This window comes from Polynucleobacter hirudinilacicola (assembly GCF_002192535.1).
Classification (GTDB): Bacteria; Pseudomonadota; Gammaproteobacteria; order Burkholderiales; family Burkholderiaceae; genus Polynucleobacter; species Polynucleobacter hirudinilacicola.
Window position 1 is genome coordinate 165,007 of the sequence record NZ_NAIA01000002.1, and the last position, 18,891, is coordinate 183,897.

An 18,891-nucleotide genomic window follows, 5' to 3' on the forward strand; every position below is an offset into this window, starting at 1 on the left:
ACGCAATCTTAAAGCAGTCCATCAAAAAGCGCTATATCTACCCAGTCCCCGGCAGCAATATTTCCTTGGTCGTGAGCAAGAATGACAAAGCAATTTGCCTCACTCATGGAGCGCAAAATGCCAGCACCTTGACTGCCTGTGAGCCTGACGGTTGGTCGACCATCAGCATTACGTCCCAAGATAGCGCGCTGAAACTCGGTGCGACCCGCTTTCTTGCGAATCGGTGCCTCAGAGATTGCCTGAGTAATGGGTGGCTCAGTCTGGTTTGCGCCATTGAGTTGCAGGAGCGCACTTCGAACAAACTGATAAAAGGTCACCATCACTGCTACTGGATTGCCAGGCAATCCAAAGAACAATGTTTTGCGTGCGGGCAACTTCCCGGCGATGGGCTTGAAAACTCCAAAAGCCATTGGGCGACCAGGACGCATCGCAATCTTCCAAAAACCGACGTCTCCCAGCTCTTGCATGATTTGTTTAGTGAAGTCAGCCTCACCAACAGAGACTCCGCCGGAGGAGATTAAGACATCCGCCTTGGTGGCGGCATCGATGAATGCATTTTTAAGGGAGGCTGGATCATCACGCACAATACCGCAGTCAATGATTTCCAGATTGAGGCGATTGAGTAAGCCGGTAAGGCTATGTCGATTGCTGTCATAAATACTGCCGGCATCCAAGGTTTGACCTAAGGATCGCAACTCATCTCCCGAAGACAGAATGGCTACCTTGAGTTTGCGCTTCACTTTAAGAGAGGCTATTCCGAGGGATGCTGCCAAGCCTAAATCTGAAGGGCGTAATAAACGACCTGCGCTAATCGCAGGTTTACCTTGCTGTAGATCTTCACCGCGTAAGCGACGATTCTCGCCGGGCTTCAATTGATTTTGAGGAAACTCAATATGTGTTTCAGTTTGAGCGCTAGTGAACTCTTGTGGAATAACGGTGTCACAACCGGCTGGCATAACGGCGCCAGTCATAATCTTGAGACATTCACCGGGATTGATCTTACCCTCATAAGGCTTGCCCGCAAAGGCGGTGCCCATGATTTTGAGGGAGACCGTAGCATCATCTGTGCCCAGGCATTGGCCGTTAAAGGCATAACCATCCATCGCTGAATTGTCAGCCGCAGGAACGTCAATTGGTGAGAGTAAATCCTCAGCAAGGATGCGGTTGATTGCTTGGTCTAAAGAAACGATTTCAGTATCACTCGCATCACCAATTGCATTGGATTCTGCAATGAGCTCATTAACCAATTGCGCGATCGCTTTGCGGGCTTCATCTACATGCAGTGATGAAGTAAGAAGAATGGGATTATTGGGTGAGTACTTCATACAAAGGCCTCTTCTAATGCTTTTAATTCTTCTGGGGTATTGACGTTAGCAAATGCTTGCGTGTCATCAAATACCACAGTACTACTCTTCAACTCTTTAAACCAACGATCAATCTTGAGATCGCCTTTTTGTAAAAAAGCTTCTAATGATTCGTTTAGATTGGTACGCATTAAACAAAAAACAGGCTGTGCCCATACCTTGCCATCAGCCTCTTTGCTTGAGGCATATACCAATTCAAAGTCACCGCGGAGCATTTCAGCCGCTAGTCTGCTACCCAAATCTTTGGGTAGCAATGGCGAATCGCAAGGCGTAGTCAGCATATATGGTGTGTTACAAGCCTTGAGGCCCGCAGAGAAGCCGGCTAATGGCCCTGAAAAATCCGGAGTCTCGTCCATGATGACGGGATGGCTATGAATGGCGTATTTAGTAATATTGCGATTAGCATTAATCAACATTGGGCCCACTTGGTGCTTGAGCCTTGTAATCGCTGATTCAATCAGAGGTTTACCGAGGAACGGAATTAATCCTTTATCAATGCCACCCATGCGTTGGGCGCGCCCACCAGCTAGGATCAGACCGGTAATTTGATCGGAAGAAATCATTAGCCGCCGATATAAGACATTTCGACTTTACGAGAACTAGTCGATTGGTTTGTAGTATTCGAGCCGCGAATTTCAGAGTAATGATCATCACGTGTTGCCCAGGTATTCATGATGGCATTGGCAATCTCTAAATCACTTTTGCCTGAGCGTAATAAAGTTTTGAAATCAAAACCTTCATTTGCAAAGAGGCAAAGGTACATCTGGCCATCAGTAGAAATGCGGGCACGCGTGCATTCATGGCAGAAAGTTTGCGTCACACTGGAGATCACGCCCACTTCACCTGAACCATCCTGATAGCGCCAGCGCTGTGCAACCTCGCCTGAGTAGTTTGCTTCAGCTGCCTCCAGCGGAAATACTGCATTGATTCTGGCAATCACCTCTTTGGATGGCAGTACCTCTGCCATATTCCAGCCATTGGAACTGCCCACGTCCATAAACTCAATAAAGCGCAGGATGACGCCACTGCCTTTGAAGTGTCTTGCCATCGAGACGATTTCATGATCGTTCGTACCTTTTTTAACCACCATATTCACTTTGATATTTGCAAAGCCAACTTCTTGAGCGGCAGCAATGCCATCCAAAACATCAGCGACTGGAAAGTCAACATCATTCATTTTTTTGAAGATGACATCATCTAAACCATCCAAGCTCACAGTGAGTCTTTGTAGGCCAGCAGCTTTTAAGTCGGCAGCTTTCTTGCGCAGAATGCTGCCATTGGTTGTTAAGGTGAGATCAAGTGGCTTGCCCTCTGGCGTGCGCACTTGCGCCAACATGCCGATGAGCACTTCTAAATTCTTGCGAAGTAGTGGCTCGCCGCCAGTAAGGCGAATCTTCTCAACACCTAAGCTAGAGAAGATTGAAGTGAGGCGAGTGATTTCTTCAAAACTCAGAAGTTCTTTGTGTGAGAGGTAAGGGTAATTCTGATCAAAGACTTCTTTAGGCATGCAATAGGTGCAGCGGAAGTTACAACGATCAGTTACTGATATGCGTAGGTCGCGTAAGATGCGACCGCGCTGATCTTGGGTATTGCCGTGAGGCATATGGAGTTGCGTGCCAATAGACGGCGTAAGACCTCTGCCTTCGTCGATGCGTATCGGGATTACTTTTGGGATTGCTTTTTCAACCATGTTCTCAATTATGGCTATGAAACGGTGTTTCTGCCAAACCACCAAATATCCTTGTGGGATAAATGGCAGTCCGGAGAAAAGCTTAAAGCATCATTAAACCGTTTTTTCTTGGCCGCCGGTTTCAACTAAAACCATAGGACCTTCTGGTCGGGCTGCTGCGGGTTTGGGCGTTCTGCCTAAGTTGGTTGACTCAGGTTGAATCTGACTTTGGGCTTCTGCATGCTTAGAGGCATCAGTAGCAACCCAGATCATGCCAGCAGACTGCACAACGCTATGTAAAGGAGTTTCTTCAAGCGTCTGGAAGGCAACCTTTGGAAGCTCTGGCGCAGGCTTAGAAATCACTTCAACAGTTGTAGCAGTTGCTACTGCCACTGCTACAACTGGATCTGCTGCTGGAGCACTTTGAGTACCTTGCGCTGGACGATTGGATTGGCGTGGAGGGCGTGGCGCTCTCTCTTGTCTTTCCTTAGTAGGTTTTGCATTACCAAAGCTATTGGCAAGATTCTGAATTGGCATCGATGCAGATGCGCCAGCCATCCCTACAGGAGGACCTGCAAATGGACTTGCTGCCGCTGCAGTAGATGCATCACCATTCTCCGCGCGTTCGCCACGATCATTACGATTGCGACCACGACCACGACGATTGCGACCACGACCACGACGCTCTTCGCCGTCAGCAGTTGGCGCAGCTTCGCCTGGAGCAGCTTCAGTTGCAGGTGTTACTGCAGCTGGGTTTGCTTGGCGTTCTGGTTTTGGACCATTGCGATTGCCGTTACGGTTATTGCCTTGATTGCGATTGCCGTTGCGATTGTTGTTGGCTTCAGTAGTACCTTCAGCAGCAGTTACTGCTGGGCGCTCTGCACGCTCACCATTACGTTCGCCACGACGATTGCGACCACGATTACGGTCACCACCATTGCCATTGCGACCTTGGTTGCGACCACGCGCATTGCTTGGCGCTGGCTTCTCTTCTGCTGCAGGAGAGGAGGAGAACATCTTCTTAATAAATCCAAAGAAACCACCAGAGCTTTCAGCTTTTACAGTTTCAGTACGTGCTGGGCGAGGCTGGCTCATTGGCGCTGGTTGAGTTGGAGTGATGCCTTTAACAGCCGCTTCAGGACGTGCCTTCACATCAGCATCTTTTTTGCTCACTGTTGTATCAGTTTCTAATTCACGAGCAGCTTCTTCAGCCATGACATAGCTCGCCTTTTGATCATCTAAGCGCGGATCATCATGACGTAAACGCTCTAACTTGTAATGCGGAGTTTCCAAATGCTTATTTGGAACCATCAAGACATTTACCTTGAAGCGAGTTTCAATCTTGATGACTTCAGCGCGTTTTTCATTCAACAGGAATGCAGCCACTTCGACTGGTACCTGTGTATGAATCGCTGCAGTGTTCTCTTTCATTGCTTCTTCTTGAATGATGCGCAGAACTTGCAATGCTGAAGATTCAGTATCTCGAATGTGGCCAGTGCCGTTACAACGTGGGCAGGTTACATGACTACCTTCAGAGAGGGCAGGGCGCAAGCGCTGGCGTGACATTTCCATCAAGCCAAACTTGGAGATCTTACCCATCTGAACGCGTGCGCGGTCATGACGCAGAGCATCGCGCAAGCGATTCTCAACATCCTTCTGAGCCTTACTCGATTCCATATCAATGAAGTCAATCACGATCAAACCACCTAAGTCACGTAAACGTGCTTGACGGGCGATTTCATCGGCAGCTTCTAAGTTGGTGCGGGTTGCAGTTTCTTCAATATCAGAACCACGGGTTGCACGTGCAGAGTTCACGTCCACAGAAACTAAGGCTTCGGTGTGGTCAATCACGATTGCGCCGCCTGATGGCAAAGGCACAGTACGTGAGTACGCAGTTTCGATTTGATGCTCAATTTGGAAGCGTGAGAACAAAGGCACATCATCGTGATAGCGTTTTACTCTTGGCAAATTGTCTGGCATCACTACTGACATAAATGCCGCGGCTTGTTCGTAGATGTCATCGGTATCGATGAGGATCTCGCCAATATCTGGCTGGAAGTAATCGCGAATGGCACGAATGACTAAGCTGGATTCGAGATAAATCAGCAATGGTGCTGAATTACCTTTGGCAGCCTCATCAATCGCTTTCCACAACTGCATTAGGTAACTTAAGTCCCATTGCAATTCAGTAGCATCACGACCAATACCGGCGGTACGAGCAATGATGCTCATGCCATCAGCCACTTCTAATTGAGCCATGGCTTCGCGGAGTTCTTGACGGTCTTCACCTTCAATACGACGGGAAACGCCGCCTCCACGTGGGTTATTTGGCATTAATACTAAATAGCGGCCAGCCAAGGAGATAAAGGAAGTTAAGGCGGCACCTTTTTGGCCGCGCTCTTCTTTTTCTACTTGAACAATGATTTCTTGACCTTCGCGTAGTGCATCCTTAATGGAGGCATTGCGAACGTCGATACCTTCTTTGAAATAGGTTCTGGCAACTTCTTTAAATGGCAAGAAGCCATGACGCTCTTCACCATAGTTGACAAAGCAAGCCTCCAGGGAAGGCTCAATGCGGGTAATAACACCTTTGTAAATATTGCCTTTACGTTGTTCGCGACCGGCAGCTTCGATATCAATATCTATGAGTTTTTGACCATCAACGATGGCAACTCGCAACTCTTCTTGTTGAGTTGCATTAAACAACATGCGTTTCATAACACTCTCCTATGGGGGAGGATGTCGTTGCGCGCTGCGTTAGGGGACAGGTTAGATACCGCTTAAGGCATAGCCTCCGGCGGTTTAAGAGTGTGGATCATACAAATCTAGGCATTTATTACCCAGTTCACCAAGTTAACGGGTGGTTAAATCGGTGCCACACTTGACGATCGCCGCAGAGACCTCCTTTAGGTCATCAATGCAGGCGCGCGCCTGAAAACTGTCTTCTAATCGCGGGTCGCGGCATACGGCACACCAACCCTGCGCCTCATTACAACGGGGGAGGGGCAACCCCGGGAGTCTTTTAAAGGGCGACTCCAAGCTCCACGATTTAAACCTGACTTCAGGTTCGTATCGGGCCAATAAATTGGCTAGAGCGTTGATTATACGGCACAAGTTGAATGACAATGGGGTATTGTTGAGTCCCTTGTCGTCTCAGAACGAGGCGGTAAGAGAGATAAATCATGAAATCTGAACCCATTTCCAAGCCTTTGAAGGTAAAAACGCCTACAACTTCAGCGCCTGCTGCAGTGCATCTCCAGACTATTGGTCCGGAAGAGGCTGGCCAGCGCTTGGATAACTATTTGTTACGCTGGGCCAAAGGGGTCCCCAAAAGTCACGTTTACCGGATTATTCGCTCGGGCGAAGTGCGGGTGAATAAAAAGCGGGCTGAGCCAACTACCCGACTCATTGAGGGTGATGTGGTGCGCGTTCCCCCCGTCAGAATTGCTGAGCCCGCCCAAATGGCAGCAGTCAATAGCGCTCAAACCAAATCGCGGGCTCACGGTTACTCAGACAAAATGCCCATCCTTTTTGAGGATGAGGCTCTCTTAATAGTAGATAAACCTTCTGGTTTGGCTGTGCATGGTGGCTCTGGAATTGCTCTGGGGGTGATTGAGACTTTGCGCATTACTCGTCCAGAATTGAAGTTCCTAGAACTAGTACACCGTTTGGATCGAGACACCTCTGGCGTATTGCTACTTGCTAAGAAGCGTAGCGCTCTCGTGGAGTTGCACCGTCAAATTCGTGAAGGTCAAACAGATAAGCGCTACTACTTGCTAGCCCATGGCGAGATTCAGCAGGGTGCGCAAGTCATGCAACTGAAATACCCATTGCACAAATACCTCTTGGCAAATGGTGAACGCAGGGTTCGAGTCGATCCTGAAGGTTTGCCAAGTCACACCGCATTGCGCGTTAGCAAAACCATGAAGCGTGCGGATGCCGCCATCACCTTGGCGGAGGCTCAGTTAAAAACAGGCCGCACCCATCAGATCCGTGTACACCTTCAGAAGTTGGGTCATGCAATCTTGGGCGATGATAAATATGGCTTTGAAGACCAAGACAAGGTGATTAAATCGAAACGACTCTATCTCCATGCTCATCTTGCGGGTTTCACGCATCCCCGTACTGGTGAGAAGATGCGGATTGAGTCACCGCTGCCAGCTGAGTTTGCCGCGATGATGAAGAATTTTGAACCAACAGAAACATCATGAGCCAAATCCGTCAATTCGGAGATAAATCCGACCGCCGCTATGACCTGATCGTGTGGGATTGGGACGGAACCATTATGGATTCCACGCCAACCATCGTGCATTGCATTCAGCAAGCTTGTCGTGATTTAGGTTTTAAGGAGCCTGATGATGCATTGGCAAGTTCAGTGATTGGTTTGGGCATTCAGGATTCATTGCGTAGAGCAGTTCCTTGGATTGAGCCAGCACACTTTCCAAAACTGACAGATCGCTTTCGTTATCACTACCTCGCAAAAGATCATGAGCTTGATTTATTTGTAGGTATTCGTGAGTTGCTCGAGAATTTACGGGAAGATCAATATCTATTGGGCGTTGCTACAGGTAAATCTAGAGTAGGTTTAGACCGCTCTTTAAAGCACCATCAAATTGGCCATCTCTTTCATGAAACACGAACAGCTGATGAATCCTTCTCAAAGCCCCATCCAGGAATGTTGCTAGAGTTATCTGATGTGACTCAGGTGCCTACGCGCCGGATGCTAATGATTGGAGATACTACCCACGATTTAGATATGGCAGCCAATGCTGGCGTAGATGCTGTGGCAGTAACCTACGGTGCGCATCCCCCAGACACTTTAAAAACATCCCCTTCATTGGCGCATGTAGATGATGTGGCGCAACTGTCACAATGGCTCAAGCAAAATCTGTAAACCACAATAAGCAATACTAAGGAATCAAGATGGAAAACAATCCAAATCCAAACTGGGAACGTCAAGCTCTTGAGCACTTGCTCCTTGAGAATTTGAAAGAGACACGTAAAGCGCGTCGTTGGAGAGCTGTACTACGAGTGCTGACCTTGGTAGTGATTGTTGGTGTGATTCTTGCAGTGTTTGATTTTCATCTGCCGGGGCGCGGTATGGCAGGAGAAAAACACACTGCTATGGTGACTCTAGAGGGTGAGATTTCATCGAGCTCAATGGCGAATGCTTTAGATATCAACTCTTCACTACTATCTGCTTTTGAGAATGAACATAGTGCTGGTGTGGTTCTGCGCATTAATAGCCCCGGTGGTTCACCGGTTCAAGCCGGAATGATTAATGATGAGATTCATCGCTTACGCAAGCTCTATCCGAACAAACCATTTTATGTAGTGGTTGAAGATATTTGTGCTTCGGGTGGCTACTATGTTGCAGTGGCTGGCGATCAGATCTTGGTGGACAAGGCGAGTTTGGTTGGTTCAATCGGCGTGATCATGGAAGGCTTTGGCTTTACAGGCTTGATGGATAAGCTAGGCGTGACCCGGCGCATGATTACTTCGGGATCCAATAAAGGTATGCTCGATCCATTTAGCAAAGAAGATCCAAAGCAAGTTGAAATGGTGAAGACTATGATTGATGAGATTCATCAGCAATTTATTGCTGTAGTCAAAGAAGGTCGCGGGGCGCGCTTGAAAGATGTCCCAGATTTATTCTCCGGTCGCATATGGAATGGCGAGCAGGCCGTCAAAATTGGTTTGGCTGATGGTTACGGCACAGTTGAGTCCGTAGCGCGCGATATCTTCAAAGCTCCGGATATTTTGGACTACACCATGAAAGAGAATTTTGCCGAACGTGTAGCTAAGCGCTTCGGTGCAGAAGCGGGCGCAGCTGCTGGCAAGGCCTTGGTTAAGACACCAGATTTAAAGTAAGACTTAAAAGGTGGCGGCTAGCCTAGAAGGCCGCCCACTAAGCCCATCGTTAAACCTAAAAGAGTGGCATTAAAAACAAATGACAAAAGGCTGTGCGCTGTTACTAAGTTGCGAATTTTTGATTCAACAATAACAATATCAGCAGTTTGACAAGTCATTCCAATCACTAATGAGAAGTGAAAAAAATCAGAGTAGGACGGTTGCGGAGTTCCAACAAAGATGAGGGGTGGAAATTGGGCAGCCTCATTAAAGTTAGCATAGTATGCGTGAGCATAATGAAGAGCGTAGGCTGTCTGTAAAACCATCCAGGAAGCAAAAAAGGTTGCACCTGTCATCGTTACACCAAGGGTTCTATCTTTTAGAGGTATTTCGCCCATCTCACCAATATGAAGAAAAATTGCGGCAAGACTGATAAGGCATGATAGTGAAGTAATAACATACATCATTAATTGACTGTCATCTTCATACTTGACGACATTGGCAATCTTTTTTCCATTAAAAGATTGCATCATCAGGAATGCTAAAGCGAGATAGGTGACTGAAGCAGCGCTCCATACCATCAAAAAACGAATTGAGGGGGAATGACCCTCAAGCAAAATGAATGCGATGATGGCTGCAGCGATTGAACAGATTAATCTAGACTTTGCATTCAGTAAAAGCAGTCGAAGATTTGAGTGTTTATTTTCCATGGGGCCTTGATTGCGATTGAACGTAGTTGATTGAGGTCTAGGCCAACAGTAGAAATACCGTTGGCCTATTTTGTAAGGAAGCGCATGCAGCATCATTTGGGTAGCGCTTACGCCACTCTGCAATCGATAGTGTTGTGATCATTTCTGAAGTGAGACTGAGATCAACGCCTAGGCAAAGTAAAGATTGTGGTGCTAGAGAATTTAAGCACGCCATCAACATTGCGGTATTGCGATAAGGCGTCTCAATCCAAATCTGAGTTTGCTGTAATTTGCGAGACTCGACTTCGAGCTGCTTGAGCTTTGTGCTCCGCTCATGGACGTCATGCGGTAGATATCCCTGAAAGGCAAAGCGTTGACCATTGAGACCGCTAGCCATTAAACCGAGCAAGATAGAGCTTGGCCCCACTAAAGGTTTTACCTGGGCGCCCAAGCGATGTGCCGCTAGAACAAGTTCTGCACCTGGATCGGCAACACCGGGCACGCCAGCTTCGGACATTAAGCCCATGTCATTGCCAGCAAGCAATGGTTTGAGTAAGTCGGCAGGCTTTACGGCATCCCCATATTTTGCATTGCGAGCTGCACCACGCCACTCACTCATGTGCATCTCTTGAATAGTGCAAGCAAGTGGAGCAACACTATCAACGGCTTTTAATAGTGCACGTGCTGTTTTCGCATCCTCAACAATCCAGTGTTTGAGTTTGGCAGTTTGTGTCAGCGTTTCATGAGGCAATACGTGCGGCAGTTGTTCAATGCGTGCATCGTCGCCCAGGGTATTGGGAACTAGGTAGAGTGTGCCTAACTTTGACATGAATAAATTGATTCGATCTCTTAATTCTTGGATGGAATCACAAAACCAGCATCCCGTAATAAACCGGTTAAAGCAATAAGTGGCAAGCCAATGAGGGCTGTTGGGTCATCACTCTGAATGGACTCCAAAAGACTGATACCAAGACCTTCAGACTTGGCGCTACCGGCACAGTCGTAAGGCTCTTCCGCAAGCAAATAACTTTCTAAAACATCATCCGAGAGTTTTCGAAAGGTCACTTCAGTGGGAACGTTTAAGGTTGTTTGCTGCTCGCCCTTCATTAAACAAAGTGCGGTATGAAAAGTCACTGCTTGACCGCGCATGAGTTGTAGTTGAGCGAGAGCTCTTTCAAAATTTCCAGGCTTACCAATTGCGGCGCCACACAAATCCGCTACTTGGTCAGAACCAATTACCCATGCATTAGGATGATCTTTAGCAACTGCCGCAGCTTTTGCAGTGGCAAGACGTAAGGCCAATTCGAGAGTGCTTTCAGCAGTGAGTGGTGTTTCATCTACTTTGGGAGAAACGACTTCAAAAGGAATGCGTAGACGCCCCAAAAGCTCGCGGCGATATGCCGAGGTCGATGCTAGGATGAGGGGCGGATTGATTAATTTACTCATTGCTGCTGACTTTCGAAGAGGCCTTGATTTAGACTGTTGTCATGAATCGTAATCAAGTTTTACCTCAAGTCCAGCTATCGGCCGATCCCAGCGCTTTAAAAAAGGTTGATTTTTGCGCTCCCCAGTCCTATCGAGGGGCTGGCTTTTTGACTATTTCTGATATGCCTAGGCTTGCTGAAGAGGCCTCTGCCATTAATCCAGGGGATGGCTTTGATTGGCAAATGGAGACCCATTTTGAAGATTCACCGGGGAGCGAGTCTCGCCAAATCCTGGAATTAGGTCTAAAAGGGCGCCTTCAACTGGTTTGCCAGCGCTGTTTGCAGGACTGCACTGTAGATTTAGATGAAAAACGCCGTTTTGTCCTCCTTGCCACTGAAGCTGAGGCTGATGATTACCCTATGGAGGATGAGGAGCAGGAGCCTTTAGTCGCCAGCCAGCATTTCAACCTCTTGGAAACCATTGAGGATGAGGTTTTACTGTCTTTACCCTTGATTCCAAAGCATCCAGAGGGCTTTTGTGAGCCCCATGCTTCAGTTTTTGGATTAGAGGATGAGGGTGAGGTAGTTGATGAGCGCGAAAATCCCTTTAACATATTGAAAAATATGAAGAAAAACTCATAAATCGGGCTCCAAATCACCTTCCGTTACCCTTGTTGTTTTAAGTAATCTCTATCGATAAATCAAGCATTTAGCTGCATTTTCATGCTAGAATGTCGCCTTGCTTAGGAGTTCAATATGGCCGTTCAACAAAACAAAAAATCACCTTCCAAACGTGGCATGCACCGTGCGCACGACTTTTTGACCGCACCTGCTACGGCTGTTGAAGCCACAACTGGTGAGGCTCATTTGCGCCACCACATTTCACCAAACGGCTACTATCGTGGCCGTAAAGTTGTTAAAACAAAAAACGACTAATTCTTTTAGTCTAAATAGATCGAAGCGGCTCCCAAAACAGCCGCTTTTTTCTTAGATAAATCACTTGCAGCAATCAATGAGTTTATGAGCGTTACTCTAGCTATTGATGCCATGGGCGGAGATCATGGAGTCGTCGTTACGGTTCCTGCTGCCTGCGATTTTCTAGAAAAACATAGCGATGTGAGGATTGCCTTGGTGGGTGATCCCGATTTAATCAAGCAAGTTTTAGATAAATCCTCCACAGCTCACGTTGATCGTATTCAAATTATTCCCGCAAGCGAAGTGGTATTGATGGACGACCCCATCGAAGTTGCTTTGCGTCGCAAAAAAGATTCATCCATGCGCGTTGCTATTGAGCAAGTCAAAGAGGGCACGGCTGATGCCGTCATTTCCTCTGGGAATACTGGCGCACTCATGGCGATTTCTCGCTACATTCTCAAAACCCTTGAAGGTGTTGACCGTCCAGCCATTGCTACTGCTATCCCAAATGAATTAGGGGGCGGCACAACTATGCTCGACCTGGGCGCAAACGCAGATTGTGAGCCAATACATTTGGTGCAATTTGCCCAAATGGCAAACGTCATGGTGCAGGTGGTTGATGGCAAGAAAAACCCTTCAATTGGGCTTCTGAATATTGGCGAGGAAGTGATTAAGGGTAATGAGGTTGTCAAACAAACCAGCGAGTTGCTACGTCAAACTCATTTAAACTTTTACGGCAACGTAGAAGGTAATGATATTTTTAAAGGTACTACCGATATCGTCGTGTGCGATGGTTTTGTGGGTAATGTCGTTCTCAAGGCTAGTGAAGGTTTGGCAAAAATGATGAGTGGCATGATTCGTGAAGAATTTAAGCGCTCGCTGATGACTAGACTGATGGCGATTTGCGCCATGGTGCCATTGCTGCGTGTACGCAAGCGTGTAGACCATCGTCGTTACAACGGTGCGGTATTGTTGGGTCTGCGCGGTTGTGTGATTAAGAGCCATGGTTCTGCCGATCGCTTTGCCTTTGGTTTTGCTTTAGAGCGCGCATATGAGGCCGCCAAGAATCGCATGGTTGAGCGCATTGCCGCAGCCTTTGTGGTGGAGACAAAAGAATGAGTATTTTTGCAAGAGTTGCTGGCACTGGAAGCTATCTTCCCAAGCAGCGTTTAACTAATCAGGACTTAGTAGAGCGCCTCGCTAAAACAGGTCTAGAAACTAGTGATGAGTGGATTACGACTCGAAGCGGGATTTCTGCGCGGCACTTTGCTGCCGAAAATGAATTAACCAGTGATTTAGCGGTTCAGGCTGCTCAAGCTGCATTAAGTAGCGCCGGAATCACCTCGGAAGATTTGGATCTCATTATTTTGGCAACCTCTACACCCGATCATTTAGGAGGCTTTCCAAGTACAGCCTGTGTAGTGCAAGATAAATTGGGCGCTCATACCGCCTGCGCTGCATTTGATGTGCAAGCGGTTTGTGCTGGTTTTACTTACGCTCTCGCCATTGCGGATGCCTTCATTCGCTCTGGTTCATTTAAAAAAGTACTAGTGATTGGTGCTGAGACTTTCTCTCGCATTCTGGATTTCCAGGATCGCGGTACTTGTGTTTTATTTGGTGATGGTGCTGGTGCGGTAGTGCTCGAAGCCTCTTCAGAGCCTGGCATTCTTTCAACAGCGTTACATGCTGATGGCAGTCAACGCGACATTCTCTGCGTGCCTGGTCGTGCTGGTAATGGTGAGGTTCATGGTTCGCCATTTATGACGATGGATGGTCAAGCGGTGTTCAAATTGGCTGTAAAGGTGTTGGAGCAGGTCGCTCATGAAGCCCTAGGGAAGGCTAATCTCAAGCCTGAACAAATTGATTGGTTGGTGCCACATCAAGCCAATATTCGCATCATGGAGGGCACTGCCAAGAAGATGGGTATGTCCATGGATAAAGTGATTGTGACAGTGCATGAGCATGGTAATACTTCTGCTGCATCAATTCCATTGGCCTTAGACGCTGGTGTCCGCTCTGGTCAAATTCAACGTGGTCAACATCTTTTACTAGAGGGTGTTGGTGGTGGCTTTGCTTGGGGTGCAGCAGTTCTCAAGTACTAAGAGTTTATTTTTTAGTGAATTAACAATATGACATTTGCATTCGTATTCCCTGGTCAAGGTTCTCAATCTGTCGGCATGCTCAATTCGATTTCTGAGCGTCCTGAAGTACGCGCAACATTGCAAGAAGCTTCTGAAGCTTTAGGTGAGAACGTTGCCAAATTAATTGCTGAAGGTCCTGCAGAGGCCTTGTCCTTAACAACCAATACTCAACCAGTGATGCTGACTGCTGGCGTGGCTTTTTACCGCGCTTGGCTGGCAGCAGGTGGATCAGCTCCTAAGGTAATGGCAGGTCATAGCCTCGGCGAATACTCGGCCTTGGTCGCTGCTGGCGTCATTTCTTTTAAAGATGCAGTGCCGTTGGTACGTTTTCGTGCAGAAGCGATGCAAAGCGCGGTACCAGTTGGCACGGGTGGTATGGCTGCTATTTTGGGTTTAGATGATGCTACTGTGATTAAAGTTTGTGCAGAAGCCAGCGCTGCTTCTGGAGGCGTAGTTGAGGCTGTCAATTTCAATGCACCGGGACAGGTGGTGATTGCAGGTGCAAGTGATGCCGTAACCAAGGCATGCGAACTATTGAAAGCTGCTGGTGCTAAACGCGCATTACCTTTGCCCGTGTCTGCACCATTTCATTCTTCTTTATTGCAACCTGCTTCTGAAAAACTCAAAGGTTATCTTGCAAATATTGAATTCAAAACACCAACAATCTCCGTGATTAATAACGTTGATGTCCAAATCTTGAATGATCCAAACGCTATTAAAGATGCATTGGTACGTCAAGCTGCAAAACCTGTGCGTTGGCAAGAAACCATTCAAGCAATGGCTGGACAAGGTATTACGCAAGTAGTGGAGTGTGGCCCTGGCAAAGTCTTGGCAGGTTTAACAAAGCGCATTAATGAGCATGTTATTGGGCTACCCATCTTCGATGAGGTCAGTCTCAATGAGGCTTTGGCTGCAGTGAAATAATTCCAATATCAAAAGATACTCAAGAAATAACGGAAAATAAATATGAACCTCGATTTAAGCGGACAAATTGCCTTAGTGACTGGTGCTTCGCGTGGTATTGGTCAGGCGATTGCAGATGAATTGGTCAAGTGTGGCGCCAAGGTGATTGGCACAGCGACATCGGCTGATGGTGCGAAAGCAATTGATGCACGCTTAAAGCCTTCGGGTGGTTGTGGTTTAGTTTTGAATGTCACCGCACCAAATGCTTGTGAAGAAATTATTGATCAGATTGTGAAAGATCATGGCGGTATCAATGTCTTAGTTAATAACGCTGGTATTACTCGCGATAATTTGGCAATGCGTATGAAGTCCGAGGATTGGACTGATGTGATTGATACCAACTTGAGTTCAGTGTTTCGTTTATCTCAGGCTGTTTTACGCCCCATGATGAAGGCGCGTGGTGGTCGCATCATCAACATCACCTCCATCGTTGGTCACATGGGTAACGCCGGACAGGCAAATTATGCTGCTGCAAAAGCAGGCGTCTCTGGGATGACCCGTGCTCTGGCCCGCGAAATTGGCAGCCGCAATATTACCGTCAATTGCGTAGCCCCTGGATTTATTGATACTGATATGACCCGCGCCCTGAGCGAAGATCAGCAAAATGCCCTCAAAGTGAATATTCCGCTAGCCAGATTGGGTAGTCCCGAGGATGTAGCCCAGGCAGTGGCATTTTTGGCCTCTCCGGCGGCTGGCTATATTACGGGTAATACCCTACACGTCAATGGCGGACTCTATCTAGCCTAACGGCAAAGCAAGGATTTGGTCGTTTTTGGGCGAATTTGCTAATTCGGTCCACCAAACTGATAAAATCCTTTTCATCGTTTTTTACAACCCCTGGGGAAATTAATGGACAACATCGAACAACGCGTTAAGAAAATCGTCGCTGAGCAATTGGGCGTCGCTGAAGGAGATATCAAGAATGAATCTTCTTTTGTGAATGACCTGGGCGCTGACTCTCTTGACACTGTTGAGCTGGTAATGGCATTGGAAGATGAATTCGGAATCGAAATTCCAGATGAGGAAGCCGAAAAGATCACCACAGTTCAGCTCGCGATCGACTTCGCTAAATCAAAAGCTCAGGGTTAATTCCCTAGCTTAGGCATTACTGTGTCAGCATCAAATGGCCGACGCCGGGTAGTAGTCACCGGTCTTGGCCTCATCTCACCTGTTGGTAATTCAGTTGATGTAGCTTGGTCTAATTTGCTTGCGGGCAAATCAGGCATTGCTACCATCACCAAATTCGACCACGCTCCACTTAGCGTTCATTTCGCTGGAGAGGTGAAAGATTTCAATGTCGAAGAATATGTTACTGCCAAAGAAGCTCGCCATATGGATACCTTTATCCATTACGGTATTGCTGCTGGTACGCAAGCTATTCGCGATAGTGGTTTAGAGATTACTGAGCAAAATGCCGAGCGCGTAGGCGTTATGGTGGGCTCAGGCATTGGTGGTTTGCCAATGATTGAAGAAACTGGGGCTGAGCTCTTGGCTCGCGGCCCTCGTCGCATTTCTCCATTCTTTGTGCCAGGCTCAATCATCAATATGATTTCTGGGCACCTCAGCATTTTGTTTGGTCTTAAGGGTCCAAACGTAGCTGCAGTCACTGCCTGTACAACAGGTTTGCATAGCATTGGTTTAGCTGCACGCTTAATTCAGTATGGAGATGCTGATGTGATGGTGGCTGGTGGTGCTGAGTCAACTATTTCTGCTTTAGGTGTTGGTGGTTTTGCTTCAGCAAGAGCACTTTCAACTCGCAATGATGATCCAGCGACCGCTTCACGTCCTTGGGATAAAGACCGTGATGGCTTTGTTCTAGGTGAAGGGGCTGGCGTTATCGTGCTTGAAGAGTATGAGCATGCAAAAGCACGCGGCGCAAAAATTTATTGTGAGCTGCTTGGCTTTGGTATGAGCGGGGATGCGTATCACATGACCGCACCAAATATGGATGGCCCACGTCGTTGTATGGTCAATGCCATGCGCGACGCAGGTTTAAATCCTGATCAAATTCAGTATCTCAATGCACACGGCACTTCCACACCTTTGGGTGATAAGAATGAAACTGATGCCATTAAAGCGGCTCTAGGCGATCACGCTAAAAAAGCCCTGATTAATTCCACCAAGTCGATGACTGGCCACCTTTTGGGTGGCGCAGGCGGTTTGGAGTCTGTTTTCACCATTCTGGCCCTCCATAACCAGAAATCCCCACCCACCATCAATATCTTCAATCAAGATCCTGAGTGTGACTTGGACTACTGCGCCAATACCGCTAGGGATGTAAAGATTGACCACGCAGTCAAAAACAACTTTGGCTTTGGTGGTACTAACGGCACCTTGATTTTTGGTAAGCTGACCTAATATTCTCTTTATCTCCACTTTTTGGTTTTTACCAAGTAGGTCCATAGCATCATGAAAAAGTACTTTATTGCGCTCTTGGCTATTTTGAGTCTTGGGCAAACTGCATTTATTCCTACTGCCTCTGCACAAAATCCCCGGGTAATGATTCCAGATTTTGCGGATTTGGTTGAGCGTGCCAGTCCTGCTGTGGTCAATATTCGGACGACTGAAAAAGTCATGGTGCAACAAGCTCAAGGCGGCATCCCAGGAATGCCTGAGGAACAAGCAGAATTCTTTCGCCGTTTCTTTGGGGTGCCGATTCCAGGTATTCCGAATGGACCAAAACAGGCACAACCAAATTCCGGTAAACCACAAGAAGCTGATCGTGGAGTTGGCTCTGGTTTCATTATTGAATCCAATGGTTTGATTCTCACTAATGCACACGTTGTTGAAGGTGCCACTACGATTTATGTCACCTTGACTGATAAGCGTGAGTTCAAAGCCAAGCTCTTGGGGATGGATAAACGCACTGATGTAGCAGTAGTCAAAATTGAAGCGCGTGACTTACCAAAATTGCCATTAGGCGATTCTTCTAAAGTGAGGGTGGGTGAGTGGGTTCTTGCTATTGGTTCACCTTTTGGCCTTGAGAACACCGTGACGGCAGGTATTGTTTCCGCGAAGAGTCGTGATACTGGCGACTACTTGCCCTTTATCCAGACTGACGTGGCTGTCAATCCCGGTAACTCTGGTGGCCCACTGTTAAACACTGCTGGCCAAGTCATCGGTATTAACTCACAAATCTTTAGTCGCTCTGGCGGTTATATGGGAATCTCTTTTGCGATTCCGATTGATGAAGCAATGCGTGTTGCTGAGCAGTTGCGCACTAACGGAAAAATGACACGAGGTCGTATTGGTGTTGCCTTGGGTGAAATGACAAAAGATGTTGCTGAGAGTTTAGGTTTAGGTAAGCCTCGTGGCGCATATGTGCGTAACGTAGAGCCTAATGGTCCTGCAGCCGTTGGCGGCATTGAGGCGGGTGATGTGATTCTGAGTTTTAATGGACGCGACATTAATAGGTCTACAGATTTGCCACGTATTGTTGGTGAAACCAAACCTGGCACTACAGCTACAGTGCAAGTTTGGCGCAAGGGCAGTAATCGTGATTTAACGGTCACGGTTGTTGATACTGATTCAACACAGGCTGCTGCCAAAAAGTCAGATGCTCCTGCCAACAATGGCAATAGTGCAAATGCCTTGGGGGTAGCAGTAACTGACCTATCGGATGCTAAAAAGAAGGATCTCAATATCAAGGGCGGCGTTGAGGTGACGGGTTTGGGTGATGGTCCTCTGCCTAGAGCAGGAGTCCGTCCTGGTGATGTGATCATTCGGATTGCAGATGCAGATATCACCGGGGTAAAGCAGTTTGAGAGTCTCGTTAAAGCCCTGGATGCTAATAAGGCTGTTCCGGTCTTTATCCGCCGTTCTGACGGCACTTTGATCATCCCTGTCAGGCCAAAATAAGCCCTTTTTAGGCTAAAA

General features: G+C 47.5%; 19 protein-coding genes. 12 read left to right on the forward strand and 7 right to left on the reverse strand.

Features of this window, described 5'->3' with window-relative positions; all coding sequences use genetic code 11:
- Positions 1 to 8 precede the first annotated feature (8 nt).
- From moeA to B6A14_RS03575, 4 genes are all read right to left on the reverse strand, one after another.
- Positions 9 to 1,325 (reverse strand): molybdopterin molybdotransferase MoeA, encoded by a 1,317-nt coding sequence (gene moeA, locus B6A14_RS03560; protein ID WP_087909085.1) that lies wholly within the window; start codon positions 1,323 to 1,325, stop codon positions 9 to 11.
- Positions 1,322 to 1,927, reverse strand: a complete 606-nt coding sequence (gene mobA, locus B6A14_RS03565; RefSeq protein WP_087909086.1) for a molybdenum cofactor guanylyltransferase MobA — start codon at positions 1,925 to 1,927, stop codon at positions 1,322 to 1,324. Before mobA ends, moeA begins: the two co-directional genes overlap by 4 nt.
- Complete coding sequence (gene moaA / locus B6A14_RS03570; RefSeq protein ID WP_087909087.1) at positions 1,927 to 3,054, reverse strand: GTP 3',8-cyclase MoaA; 1,128 nt, start codon at positions 3,052 to 3,054, stop codon at positions 1,927 to 1,929. Before moaA ends, mobA begins: the two co-directional genes overlap by 1 nt.
- Before the next feature lie 93 nt (positions 3,055 to 3,147).
- Positions 3,148 to 5,751 (reverse strand): ribonuclease E/G, encoded by a 2,604-nt coding sequence (locus B6A14_RS03575; protein WP_087909088.1) that lies wholly within the window; start codon positions 5,749 to 5,751, stop codon positions 3,148 to 3,150.
- A 464-nt stretch (positions 5,752 to 6,215) separates the two neighbouring features.
- Here B6A14_RS03575 and B6A14_RS03580 point away from each other — a divergent pair, with 464 nt between their 5' ends.
- The 3 genes from B6A14_RS03580 to B6A14_RS03590 are packed head-to-tail and all read left to right on the forward strand — an operon-like array spanning position 6,216 to position 8,904.
- Complete coding sequence (locus B6A14_RS03580; protein ID WP_087909089.1) at positions 6,216 to 7,244, forward strand: RluA family pseudouridine synthase; 1,029 nt, start codon at positions 6,216 to 6,218, stop codon at positions 7,242 to 7,244.
- Entirely contained in the window at positions 7,241 to 7,927 is a 687-nt protein-coding gene (locus B6A14_RS03585) for an HAD-IA family hydrolase (protein ID WP_087909090.1), read from the forward strand. Before B6A14_RS03580 ends, B6A14_RS03585 begins: the two co-directional genes overlap by 4 nt.
- 29 nt (positions 7,928 to 7,956) lie before the next feature.
- Positions 7,957 to 8,904 carry a S49 family peptidase gene (locus B6A14_RS03590; RefSeq protein ID WP_087909091.1) on the forward strand — a complete coding sequence of 316 codons (948 nt, stop codon included), beginning with the start codon at positions 7,957 to 7,959 and terminating at the stop codon, positions 8,902 to 8,904.
- 17 nt (positions 8,905 to 8,921) lie between these two features.
- Here B6A14_RS03590 and B6A14_RS03595 read toward each other — a convergent pair whose 3' ends face one another.
- Genes B6A14_RS03595 through B6A14_RS03605 form a run of 3 tightly spaced genes read right to left on the reverse strand, consistent with a single transcriptional unit; the run spans position 8,922 to position 11,018 of the window.
- Entirely contained in the window at positions 8,922 to 9,593 is a 672-nt protein-coding gene (locus tag B6A14_RS03595) for a DUF1345 domain-containing protein (RefSeq protein WP_087909092.1), read from the reverse strand.
- Positions 9,594 to 9,630: 37 nt separating this feature from the next.
- Complete coding sequence (locus tag B6A14_RS03600; RefSeq protein WP_087909093.1) at positions 9,631 to 10,401, reverse strand: SAM-dependent methyltransferase; 771 nt, start codon at positions 10,399 to 10,401, stop codon at positions 9,631 to 9,633.
- A 20-nt stretch (positions 10,402 to 10,421) separates the two neighbouring features.
- Complete coding sequence (locus tag B6A14_RS03605; protein WP_087909094.1) at positions 10,422 to 11,018, reverse strand: Maf family nucleotide pyrophosphatase; 597 nt, start codon at positions 11,016 to 11,018, stop codon at positions 10,422 to 10,424.
- Positions 11,019 to 11,059: 41 nt separating this feature from the next.
- On the opposite strand from B6A14_RS03605, the gene B6A14_RS03610 reads away from it, so the two are divergent.
- The 9 genes from B6A14_RS03610 (at position 11,060) to B6A14_RS03650 (ending at position 18,873) form a co-directional block, all read left to right on the forward strand.
- Positions 11,060 to 11,638, forward strand: coding sequence for a YceD family protein (locus B6A14_RS03610; protein ID WP_087909095.1), 579 nt, complete (start codon positions 11,060 to 11,062; stop codon positions 11,636 to 11,638).
- Between the two features lie 114 nt (positions 11,639 to 11,752).
- A complete protein-coding gene (gene rpmF / locus B6A14_RS03615) occupies positions 11,753 to 11,932 on the forward strand; it encodes a 50S ribosomal protein L32 (RefSeq protein WP_011902241.1) in 180 nt (59 codons plus the stop codon).
- A gap of 84 nt (positions 11,933 to 12,016) precedes the next feature.
- Positions 12,017 to 13,030 (forward strand): phosphate acyltransferase PlsX, encoded by a 1,014-nt coding sequence (gene plsX, locus B6A14_RS03620; protein ID WP_087909096.1) that lies wholly within the window; start codon positions 12,017 to 12,019, stop codon positions 13,028 to 13,030.
- Complete coding sequence (locus tag B6A14_RS03625; protein WP_087909097.1) at positions 13,027 to 14,013, forward strand: beta-ketoacyl-ACP synthase III; 987 nt, start codon at positions 13,027 to 13,029, stop codon at positions 14,011 to 14,013. Before plsX ends, B6A14_RS03625 begins: the two co-directional genes overlap by 4 nt.
- A 27-nt stretch (positions 14,014 to 14,040) precedes the next feature.
- Positions 14,041 to 14,976: an ACP S-malonyltransferase gene (fabD, locus tag B6A14_RS03630; RefSeq protein WP_087909098.1), complete on the forward strand. Its 936-nt coding sequence runs from the start codon at positions 14,041 to 14,043 to the stop codon at positions 14,974 to 14,976.
- Between the two features lie 42 nt (positions 14,977 to 15,018).
- Entirely contained in the window at positions 15,019 to 15,762 is a 744-nt protein-coding gene (fabG, locus tag B6A14_RS03635; RefSeq protein ID WP_087909099.1) for a 3-oxoacyl-ACP reductase FabG, read from the forward strand.
- Between the two features lie 102 nt (positions 15,763 to 15,864).
- On the forward strand, positions 15,865 to 16,104 hold the full coding sequence (gene acpP / locus B6A14_RS03640) for an acyl carrier protein (RefSeq protein ID WP_028819177.1): 240 nt from the start codon (positions 15,865 to 15,867) through the stop codon (positions 16,102 to 16,104).
- 21 nt (positions 16,105 to 16,125) lie between these two features.
- Positions 16,126 to 17,373: a beta-ketoacyl-ACP synthase II gene (gene fabF / locus B6A14_RS03645; RefSeq protein ID WP_087909100.1), complete on the forward strand. Its 1,248-nt coding sequence runs from the start codon at positions 16,126 to 16,128 to the stop codon at positions 17,371 to 17,373.
- A 51-nt stretch (positions 17,374 to 17,424) separates the two neighbouring features.
- A complete protein-coding gene (locus tag B6A14_RS03650; RefSeq protein ID WP_087909101.1) occupies positions 17,425 to 18,873 on the forward strand; it encodes a DegQ family serine endoprotease in 1,449 nt (482 codons plus the stop codon).
- Positions 18,874 to 18,891: the final 18 nt, after the last annotated feature.

Bases quoted from the DNA above. Each gene is read 5' to 3' on its own strand.
- mobA (WP_087909086.1), bottom strand. From the start codon at position 1,927: ATGATTTCTTCCGATCAAATTACCGGTCTGATCCTAGCTGGTGGGCGC.
- B6A14_RS03600 (WP_087909093.1), bottom strand. From the start codon at position 10,401: ATGTCAAAGTTAGGCACACTCTACCTAGTTCCCAATACCCTGGGCGAC.
- fabG (WP_087909099.1), top strand. From the start codon at position 15,019: ATGAACCTCGATTTAAGCGGACAAATTGCCTTAGTGACTGGTGCTTCG.
- B6A14_RS03585 (WP_087909090.1), top strand. From the start codon at position 7,241: ATGAGCCAAATCCGTCAATTCGGAGATAAATCCGACCGCCGCTATGAC.
- acpP (WP_028819177.1), top strand. From the start codon at position 15,865: ATGGACAACATCGAACAACGCGTTAAGAAAATCGTCGCTGAGCAATTG.
- B6A14_RS03590 (WP_087909091.1), top strand. From the start codon at position 7,957: ATGGAAAACAATCCAAATCCAAACTGGGAACGTCAAGCTCTTGAGCAC.
- B6A14_RS03605 (WP_087909094.1), bottom strand. From the start codon at position 11,018: ATGAGTAAATTAATCAATCCGCCCCTCATCCTAGCATCGACCTCGGCA.
- rpmF (WP_011902241.1), top strand. From the start codon at position 11,753: ATGGCCGTTCAACAAAACAAAAAATCACCTTCCAAACGTGGCATGCAC.
- moeA (WP_087909085.1), bottom strand. From the start codon at position 1,325: ATGAAGTACTCACCCAATAATCCCATTCTTCTTACTTCATCACTGCAT.
- B6A14_RS03580 (WP_087909089.1), top strand. From the start codon at position 6,216: ATGAAATCTGAACCCATTTCCAAGCCTTTGAAGGTAAAAACGCCTACA.
- fabD (WP_087909098.1), top strand. From the start codon at position 14,041: ATGACATTTGCATTCGTATTCCCTGGTCAAGGTTCTCAATCTGTCGGC.
- B6A14_RS03650 (WP_087909101.1), top strand. From the start codon at position 17,425: ATGAAAAAGTACTTTATTGCGCTCTTGGCTATTTTGAGTCTTGGGCAA.
- B6A14_RS03625 (WP_087909097.1), top strand. From the start codon at position 13,027: ATGAGTATTTTTGCAAGAGTTGCTGGCACTGGAAGCTATCTTCCCAAG.
- B6A14_RS03595 (WP_087909092.1), bottom strand. From the start codon at position 9,593: ATGGAAAATAAACACTCAAATCTTCGACTGCTTTTACTGAATGCAAAG.
- plsX (WP_087909096.1), top strand. From the start codon at position 12,017: ATGAGCGTTACTCTAGCTATTGATGCCATGGGCGGAGATCATGGAGTC.
- B6A14_RS03610 (WP_087909095.1), top strand. From the start codon at position 11,060: ATGAATCGTAATCAAGTTTTACCTCAAGTCCAGCTATCGGCCGATCCC.
- B6A14_RS03575 (WP_087909088.1), bottom strand. From the start codon at position 5,751: ATGAAACGCATGTTGTTTAATGCAACTCAACAAGAAGAGTTGCGAGTT.
- moaA (WP_087909087.1), bottom strand. From the start codon at position 3,054: ATGGTTGAAAAAGCAATCCCAAAAGTAATCCCGATACGCATCGACGAA.